Consider the following 8,287-nt stretch of genomic DNA (forward strand, 5'->3'; position numbering starts at 1 on the left):
CGCGTTTGCGGCATCGCGCCGAGCGGCACGAGGCGCGCCACGTCCCCGTCCAGCCGGTCCCCAGGCCGAGGCCGGGATGCGGTCGCGCGCCGCGCCCCAATAGCCGGTCTGGTCCATCTGCTCCAGGCGCGAGAACGGGCAGCCGGAAAGGCCGCGGCGATATTCCGCGAAGGCGATCGTCTCCGCCCGCTCGGGCGCCACGCTCACCGGCTCCCACCACTGGCCGAAGTCCTCGGCGTGTGCGCGGGAGCCGCTGCGCCAGGCCGCCACATCCGGCGCTTCGAGCCAGCGGACATAGGCGGCGCGGTCGGGCCAATAGAGCGCCGCCATGCGGTTCACCCGGCCGGCGAGGTCGGTGAAGGCGGCGCGGTCCAGATGCCCGGGGGCATCGGGCGCCGCAAGCGCCGCCGCGAGGAAGTCCGCGAGCGCGCGCGCCGCGAGGCTCTCATCCGCCGCCGCCATGCCGACGAACAGCACGGCGAGCCGGCCCGGCGCATGGTCGAACCGCGAGGAATAGCGGGCGATCGGCGGACATGTCCCGCCGGTCGGCTCATCGGGTAAATGCGCGCGCGCTCCTCGCTCATGGGCGCGCTCAGCCCTGGTCCATGGCGAAGGCGCGCAGCTTCGGATCGTCGGCGATCATCTTCAGGAACTTGTCGGTGATGTAGTCCTTCGCCTCGGGCGTCTTCTGGAGCGTGCCGGTGGACTTCAGGTAATCGGCGAGATCCGTGTGCCACTGGTCCATGGTCGAGGGGCCCTTCGAGCGGTCGAAGAGCTTGAGCTGCTCCTCCAGCGTGTAGATCGGCCGCTTGTCGTAATCGACCTCGATGAAGTGATCGGACAGGGTGGTGCCGCCTTCCGGATAGAACTTCTTCATGTAGGCCATGGTCTCTGCGCGGTGCTTCTTCTGCCAGGCGATGGAGCGCAGATAGACCGCCAGCACCTTCGCCACGGTTTCGGGATGCTCCTTGGCGAAATCGGCGCGCACCACCACGGCGGCGGTCACGGCGGCGCCGCCGTCGCGGCCGGTGCACAGCGTTTTGGTGTCGGCCTTCTCCTGGAGCGTGTAGGAGAAGGGCGGCCAGGCGGCCGCGAGCGCGCCGTTGCCCGAGGAATAGGCGGCGATGGTCTGCGCCGGGCCGAGATTGACCACCCGCACGTCGTTCGGGCCGAGGCCCATCTTCTTCAGGCACGCCACGGCCGTGTAGTGGCCGGTGGAATTGGTGGTGAGCAGGATCTCCTTGCCCTTCAGGATCGAGGGATCCTTGAGGATCGCGTCCGCGTCCTTGGCACGGGCGGCGACCCAGGCGGTGTCCGACTGGTCGTCGGCGAGCGCGATGGTGACGAGGTTGAAGCGCACCGCGCCGAGCACCGCCGGCGGCGAGCCGGTGCCGCCGATGTCCCAGGACTTCGACGGCGCGGCGGCGATCTGCTGCGGGCCGGCCGGGAAGGTCGAGAAGCTCGGCTCGATCCCCATCTCCTTCCACCAGCCCCTCTCGCTGGCGATGTAGAACGGCAGGGACCAGTAGAGCGCCGGCTGATAGGAGATCTTCACCTCCTCCGCGTGGACCGGGGCGGCGAACGTCGGCACGGCGAGGGCCATGCCGGCGGCCAGGAAGGTGCGTGCGAGAAACGCGCTGCGACTGAGCATGGTTCGAACTCCTGTTCCCGTTTTTCTGGAAGGTCTTGTCTTCTTGTCGTCGTTCGTTTCGCCGCCGTCAGGAGGCGATGGAGAGCTTGGCGTCCGAAGCCTCGTTCCGATGGGCACCGGACGCGCGCAGAAGGCGCCACAGGCGGGTGCGGATGCGGATGAAGCTCTCGAGCTCCATCACCTCCTCCACCGAGCGCTCCGCCCAGCGCTCCGCCTTGCGCAGCGAGGCGACGTCGACGATCTCGCGCACCGAGCCCGGGCGGCCGGCCATCACCACCACGCGGTCGGCGAGGTAGGTCGCCTCCTCCACCGAGTGGGTGATGAACAGCACCGTGCGGGGCTGGCCGGCGGTGAGGCGGATCAGCTCTTCCTGCATCTCGATGCGGGTTTGCGCGTCGAGGGCGCCGAACGGCTCGTCCATCAGCAGCACTTCCGGCTCCAGGATGAAGGATCGGGCGATGGCGACGCGCTGCTGCATGCCGCCGGAGAGCTGGTGCGGATAGCTGTCGCCATGGCCTTCGAGGCGCATGGTGGCGAGATAGCGCTCCACCAGGGGGCGCGCCTCGGCCTCGCTCATGCCGCGGCATTTCAGGCCGAAGCCGATGTTCTGGCGCACCGTCTTCCAGGGCAGCAGCGCGAACTGCTGGAACACCACGGCGCGGTCAGGTCCCGGCCCCGTCACCGGCCGCCCGCCAACCATCACGCTGCCTGTGGTGGGATGGTCGAGCCCGGCTGCGAGCCGCAGCAGCGTGGTCTTGCCGCAGCCCGAGGGACCGACGATGGCGACGAACTCGCCGTCCGGCACGTGCAGCGTCACCGGTTCCAGCGCCTGGAACGCGCCGCCCTTGCGCTCGAAGGCACGCGTGACGTCGGTGAATGCGATGCCGCTCATGCGCCAACCCTCCAGGCGCGTCCGATGCGCGCGTCGATCTGCCGGATCCCCAGGTCGATGAGGAGCCCGATGAAGCCGATGGTGGCCATGCCGGCCATGACGATCGGCGTCTCCACCGATCCCTGCCCCTGGACGATGAGGTAGCCGACGCCCGACGAGGCGACGATCAGCTCCGCCCCGATCAGAGACTGCCAGCCGAGCGCCGCCGCCACGCGGATGCCGGCCATGATGGACGGCAGCGCGGAGGGCAGGAGCACGTCGACGATCAGCCGCCAGTTGCCGGCCCCAAGCGTGCGGCAGGCCTCGATGAGCCGCTCGTCGGTCATCCGCGCGCCGCGATAGGTGTTGATGACGCAGGCCGCGAACGCGCCGGAAAAGACGATCAGGATCGGCCCGCCGATGCCGGTGCCGAACCACAGCGCCGCGAACGGCACCCAGGCCAGCGGGGCGATGAAGCGGAAGGTTTCGAAGAACGGCGCGATCGCGTGCCGGAAGGGCGCGAACCAGCCCATCAGGAGGCCCACGGGCACCCCGACCACCACCGCCAGCGCGAAGCCGGCGGAGAAGCGCCCGAGGCTGGCGAGGAGGTGCTGCTGGAGCGTTGCGCCCGCGAACGGCACGCCGATATTCTTCACCAGCGCCTGCGCCACATCCCACGGCGAGGGCAGCAGCATCTTCGGCAGCAGGCCGGACAAGGCGAGCGCGAACCACAGGCCGAGCGCGAAGGCGATGCTGGCGGTCGACAGCAGGCCGAGGCGCGCCCCGGGCCGCAGCGCCGGACGGGCGGGCCGGTGCCGGGCCGGCCGCAGATCGGATTTGGCGATCAAGTCCATGGTCATGGCGTCACCTTGAGCCAGGGCAGGCAGCGCCGTTCCACGACGCCGAGCAGCCACGTCATGGTGGCGCCGCAGGCGGCCACCGCCGCCATGGCGACGACGATCATGCCGGGGAAGATGTCCTGCGCCGCCGTCATCAGCACGCGGCCGAGGCCGAAGAAGGCGCCGATCAACTCCGCCGCCACCAGCGCCATCCAGGAGGCCTGGAGCGAGACCCTGAGACCGGAGAAGATCAGCGGCGCCGCGCCGGGCAGGATCACGTCCAGCAGCATCCGGCGCGGCCCGGCGCCGTGCACCCGCGCGGCGGCGATGATGGTGGGATCGACGTTGCGCACGCCGGTGAAGGTGTTGATCAGGGTCGGAACGAAGGCGGTGAACCAGATGACGAAGATCTTGGCGCCGTCGCCGAGGCCGAACCAGATGATGGCGAGCGGGATCCAGGCCAGCGGCGGGATCGGGCGGATGAAGGCGACGATCGGCCCGAACACCGCCTCCGCGCCGCGGCTCATGCCCATGGCGAGGCCGATGGGCAGCGCCGTTCCGGCAGCGACCGCGAAACCCATGAAGGCGAGCTTGATGGATTGCAGCGTATGCTCGACCAGGGTGCCGCCCGCATAGCCGGTGGTGGCGAGCTGCACGGCGGCGTCCCACACGTCGCCCGGCTGCGGGATGCGCATGGGGTCGAAGGTGTTCGCCGACACCCACCAGGCGATCAGGAAGGCGAGCACCGCCGCCGCCCCGATGGCGGGCGCGCTGACCAGCGAGCGGCGCAGGGGGCTGGCTGCGGTCATGGCCTCTACTCCGCCGCGGCGCCGAACGGCGCCAGCGGATCGGCCTCGCCGTCGAATGTCGACGGGTCCGCGTCGAGGCTGTCCAGAAGCCGCGGCCGCTCGCGGCGCACCTGCAGCGAGAACAGCTCGTGCCGGTTGTAATAGCCCGCCATGTCGTGGTGCTGCTTCAGCTCCACCAGCACCGAGAGGTCGATCTCCGCCAGCACCAGGCCCTCGGCGTCGGCCGCCCGGTCGGCCAGCAGCTCGCCAGTGGGGCCGACGATCATGGAGGAGGCGCGCGGGCAGGCGCGCATCATGGCCTCCACCTCCTCGTCCCCCTCGCTCATGGCGGCGATGGTGGGCTCGTCGAGCACCCCCGCCGCCACGACGCAATAGACCTTGGCCTCGAAGGCGTGGGCGGCGGTGCGGAAGCGGATCGCGTCCTTCAGGTCATAGGGCGCCCCGCCCAGCGGATTGCGGAACGGCCAGATCGCCGGATAGCAGGAGCAGTGGATCTCCTCGCCCTCGCTCATGAGCACGTAGCGCGCCAGCGGGTTGTTGTTCTCGCCGCAGATCAGGCCGCCGATCCGGGCGAGCGAGGTCTTGACCACCCGCAGGCCGGCGGCATCTCCCCGGTTCCAGGACAGCTGCTCGTAGAAGGTGGGCACGAGCTTGCGGTGCAGGTTCACGATCTCGCCCGTGTCGGAGATCAGCGCCTGCGAATTCCACATGCAGCCGGGGCTGGTGGGCGAGACCTCGCAGAAGCCGAGGCTCACGAAGATGCGGTGACGGGCGGCAGCGGCGGCGATCTCGCCGATCGGGCCGCGGTCGGACAGCAGCGCGTTCTCGGCGAAGCGGCGGAAGAAGCGGTGGGCATCGATCGGGCGGTAGAGGCCGGCCCAGATGGGAAAGCCGGGAATGAAGGATTCCGGGAACACCACCAGCCGGGCGCCCGCCCGCGCCGCCTCGGCGATCACCGCCACGGCCTTCGCCACCCCGCCTTCCAGATCGAAGGGGGGGCTGCAACGTGCGCTGCAGCAACCACGGCCGTGCGGCTCGCGCTGTCCCCCGAAAGAGATTTCATGTCAGTCGTTTCCCATGAACGTGCCGGGCCTGTCGGGAGGCCGGCGGAGCGCCGCTCGCCATGCCTCTTGCAAGCATCGTATCGCTGGAGCAGCATTCTAAAAGACATAAGAAACAGAATATGAGGTTCGGAAAACATGAACCGCTTTACGCTCCGCGCGTGCGCACCTTCGTGACGGTGGCGGAGTGTGGAACCATCTCGGCGGCCGCCGAGCGGCTCGGCCGCAGCCAGGGATCGGTCTCCACCACGGTCAGCGACTTCGAGGAGCAGGTCGGCCTGCAATTGTTCGTGCGCAAGCCGGCCAAGGGCCTCGCTTTGACGCCCTCGGGCGAACTGGTGGCGCTGGAGGCGCGCGGCCTGCTGGCCCATGCCGACGAGTTCGAGACCATCGCCGGCGCGCTTGGCAATGCGGTGGAGGGCGACCTGACCGTCGGCTGCTTCACCAACCTCGCGCCGGTGGTGTTCGCCAACATCATGGGCTCATTCTCGGCGCGCTATCCGAGCATCCGCATCCATATCGAGATCGGCGACCAGGAAGAGATCCTGCAGGGGCTGAAGAGCGGGCGCATCGAGACCGCGCTCACCTTCGATCTCGGATTGTCCGACCAGTTCCAGGCGGTCCACATGGCCGAGCTTCCGGCATTCGTGGTTTTGCCGGAGCACCATCGGCTGGCGGGCCGGCGGGCCGTGCGGCTGGCGGACCTCGCGTCCGAGCCCATGATCCTCATGGACCTGCCCCACACGCGCGAATACTTCCTCTCCCTGTTCTATGCGGCCGGACTGGAGCCCAACATCCGCTTCCGCTCCTCCTCGTTCGAGGCGGTGCGGACCTTGGTGGGCAACGGGCTCGGCTATTCGATCCTGAACCTGAAGACGGCCTCCGCCATCACCTATGACGGCTCGTGCATCGTCAACGTGCCGCTGGAGGACGGGGTGCGGCCGCTGAAGGTGGTGCTGGTCACGCTGAAGCGGATCGCCAAGCGCCGGCTGACCATGACATTCCAGGATTTCGTGCGGGGCTTTCTCGCAACCTGGAGCCGGGGGCAGACCGCCCCTGTCGCTGGACCGGCCGACTGATCCCGCCCTCCGCTTCGGCGTGCGGACCGGACCGTTCGCGCCGCCGAGGCGGCGACCGGCGCACGCCTCGGCGACGGCATGGAGCGACCGATCCGTGAGGTGCCGGGCGCCCTTCCTGCGCCAAAGACCGTCGGAGGCGGCGGGGTCGGGCGAAGAGGGGGGCGGGACCGCGACCGCCGCACCGCCTTTGCGGTGCGCCGCTCGGACCGCCGATCTCCTCCCCGCCCCTTCCCCGTCCGATCAGCCCACGGCGGGCGGCACCGGGGTGTTGAGCAACTGCTGCTCCCACAGAAAGGCGATGCCGCTGCCGCCGCCGTGCTGCACCAGCACCTCGGTCACCTTGGCGGCGGTATCGAGCCGCGCCCAGTCACGCTGCCATTCGGCAGCCACCGCCATCCATGTCATCATGTTCGCGCCGGCGGCGATCATGCGCTGGATGGCGACCGCGTGAGATTCGACCGAAACGCCGCCGGACGCATCCGTCACCACCGTCACGTCCACGCCCCCGCCGAGCGCCTGGATCGCCGGCATGGCGACGCACACCTCGGTCCACAGGCCGGCGATGATCAGCTGCTTGCGGCCGGTCGCCTTGACCACGTCGACCACCTTCGGGTCCTGCCAGGTGTTGATGAGCGTCCGGTCGATGATCTCCTGGCCCGGAAACACCTCGGTGATCTGCGGGAACAGCAGGCCGCCGCGCTCGGCGAGGACGGTGGTCAGCACCGTGGGGACGCCGAAGGCCTTGGCCGCCTTCGCCAGCGCTGCCGTATTGTTGATCACCATCTGCGGCTCGTGGCTGTTCAGGTTCGCGAGCTGGAAGGGCTGATGGTCGATCAGGACGAGGACCGAGTCCTCGGGACGCAGGAGCGAAGCAAGTCCGTTGCGAAAGGTCATGGGCTGATCCTTGCAGCCGCCGAAGCGGCGTGGGGTTGCAGGAGACATGCGCCGGAGACGGCGCCGTTGCCTGCGGCCCTTGTGACGTTCCTCAACGGGATGCGATAGCGCCAGATCGGGGTAAGCTGTGTCGCTGAACGGGGAACGCCGAATGGATATCGAAGAGCTTCGCACCTTCGTGGAGGTGGCGGACGCGGGGGGTGTCTCCCCGGCGGCGCGGCGCCTCGGCGTCTCCAAGTCGATCGTCAGCCGGCGCCTGTTCCGGCTGGAGACGGAACTCGGCGCCCAGCTCCTGGCGCGCACCACCCGCGGCGCGGCGCTCACGGAGGCCGGGATCGCGTTCCGCGACCATGCCGCCCGGGCCTACGCCGAGATCGAACGCGCGCGGGACATGCTCCAGCCCGCGGGCGACCTGAGCGGGCGGCTGCGCGTCGCCATGCCCTTGTCCCTCGGCCCCACGCATTTCGCCCCCGTGCTGGCGGAGATGGCGCGCCGCCATCCCCGCCTCCAGGTCCAAACCTGCTACAGCGACCGCTTCGTCGATGTAGTCACGGAGGGCTATGACTGCGCCATCCGCGTCGGCTATCTGCCGGATTCCAATCTGGTCGCGCGGCGTGTCGGGCCGATCTTCGGCAAGTTCGTTGCCAGCCCGGCTTATGTCGCCGCGCACGGCGCGCCCGAGACGCCCGACGACCTCGTCGCCCACGAGGCGCTCCTCCAGGGAACCGAAAGCTGGCAGCTCATGGATGGCGAGCGGATCGTCACGGTGCGCCCGCAGGGCCGCTTCAAGGCGGACAACGGCATCGCTCTCGCCGCCGCCGCCGCCGCGGGGCTCGGCATCGCCTGCCTGCCCGATTGCCTGACCGAGGGCCATATCGCCGCCGGCGCGCTGGTGCCGGTTCTGGCGCGTCATCCCCCGGCCGCCGGCGGGGGCTTATTGTGGTGCGCCCGCCGGGGCCAGCATCCCGCGCGCAAAGATCCGCGTCCCTCACCGAACTCCTGATCGCGCATTGCGATCCGGCTGCGGCGGACGCGGGCGGCGTGCGCTGACGGCGGATCGGCGCGGCGGGCCGGACGATCAGG

Annotated in this window: 8 protein-coding genes and 1 pseudogene; 2 read left to right on the top strand and 7 right to left on the bottom strand. The window is 69.7% G+C overall.

The window, feature by feature from the left end:
* The 6 genes from AC2W7M_RS14825 to AC2W7M_RS14850 form a co-directional block, all read right to left on the bottom strand.
* The coding region (locus tag AC2W7M_RS14825) for a phenylacetaldoxime dehydratase family protein (protein WP_486133020.1) at window positions 1-477 on the bottom strand (477 nt) is incomplete at its 3' end.
* A gap of 115 nt (window positions 478-592) precedes the next feature.
* Window positions 593-1,651: an ABC transporter substrate-binding protein gene (locus tag AC2W7M_RS14830; RefSeq protein WP_486133021.1), complete on the bottom strand. Its 1,059-nt coding sequence runs from the start codon at window positions 1,649-1,651 to the stop codon at window positions 593-595.
* A gap of 67 nt (window positions 1,652-1,718) precedes the next feature.
* The gene (locus tag AC2W7M_RS14835) at window positions 1,719-2,543 is read right to left on the bottom strand and encodes an ABC transporter ATP-binding protein (RefSeq protein ID WP_486133022.1); all 825 of its coding nucleotides are present in this window, start codon (window positions 2,541-2,543) and stop codon (window positions 1,719-1,721) included.
* On the bottom strand, window positions 2,540-3,382 hold the full coding sequence (locus tag AC2W7M_RS14840; protein WP_486133023.1) for an ABC transporter permease: 843 nt from the start codon (window positions 3,380-3,382) through the stop codon (window positions 2,540-2,542). Before AC2W7M_RS14840 ends, AC2W7M_RS14835 begins: the two co-directional genes overlap by 4 nt.
* Entirely contained in the window at window positions 3,379-4,170 is a 792-nt protein-coding gene (locus AC2W7M_RS14845) for an ABC transporter permease (RefSeq protein ID WP_486133024.1), read from the bottom strand. The genes AC2W7M_RS14840 and AC2W7M_RS14845 overlap by 4 nt, the downstream gene beginning before the upstream one ends.
* A gap of 5 nt (window positions 4,171-4,175) precedes the next feature.
* On the bottom strand, window positions 4,176-5,228 hold the full coding sequence (locus tag AC2W7M_RS14850) for a carbon-nitrogen hydrolase family protein (protein ID WP_486133027.1): 1,053 nt from the start codon (window positions 5,226-5,228) through the stop codon (window positions 4,176-4,178).
* Between the two features lie 164 nt (window positions 5,229-5,392).
* Between AC2W7M_RS14850 and AC2W7M_RS14855 the strand changes: the two genes are divergently transcribed.
* The gene (locus AC2W7M_RS14855) at window positions 5,393-6,310 is read left to right on the top strand and encodes a LysR family transcriptional regulator (RefSeq protein WP_486133025.1); all 918 of its coding nucleotides are present in this window, start codon (window positions 5,393-5,395) and stop codon (window positions 6,308-6,310) included.
* Between the two features lie 240 nt (window positions 6,311-6,550).
* Here AC2W7M_RS14855 and AC2W7M_RS14860 read toward each other — a convergent pair whose 3' ends face one another.
* Window positions 6,551-7,204 carry a hydrolase gene (locus AC2W7M_RS14860; RefSeq protein WP_486133026.1) on the bottom strand — a complete coding sequence of 218 codons (654 nt, stop codon included), beginning with the start codon at window positions 7,202-7,204 and terminating at the stop codon, window positions 6,551-6,553.
* 151 nt (window positions 7,205-7,355) lie between these two features.
* Between AC2W7M_RS14860 and AC2W7M_RS14865 the strand changes: the two are divergent.
* A pseudogene (locus AC2W7M_RS14865) lies at window positions 7,356-8,254 on the top strand (LysR family transcriptional regulator).
* Window positions 8,255-8,287 lie beyond the last annotated feature (33 nt).

The sequence above is a fragment of the Xanthobacter sp. BG11Y11_SDJG genome (assembly GCF_057364445.1).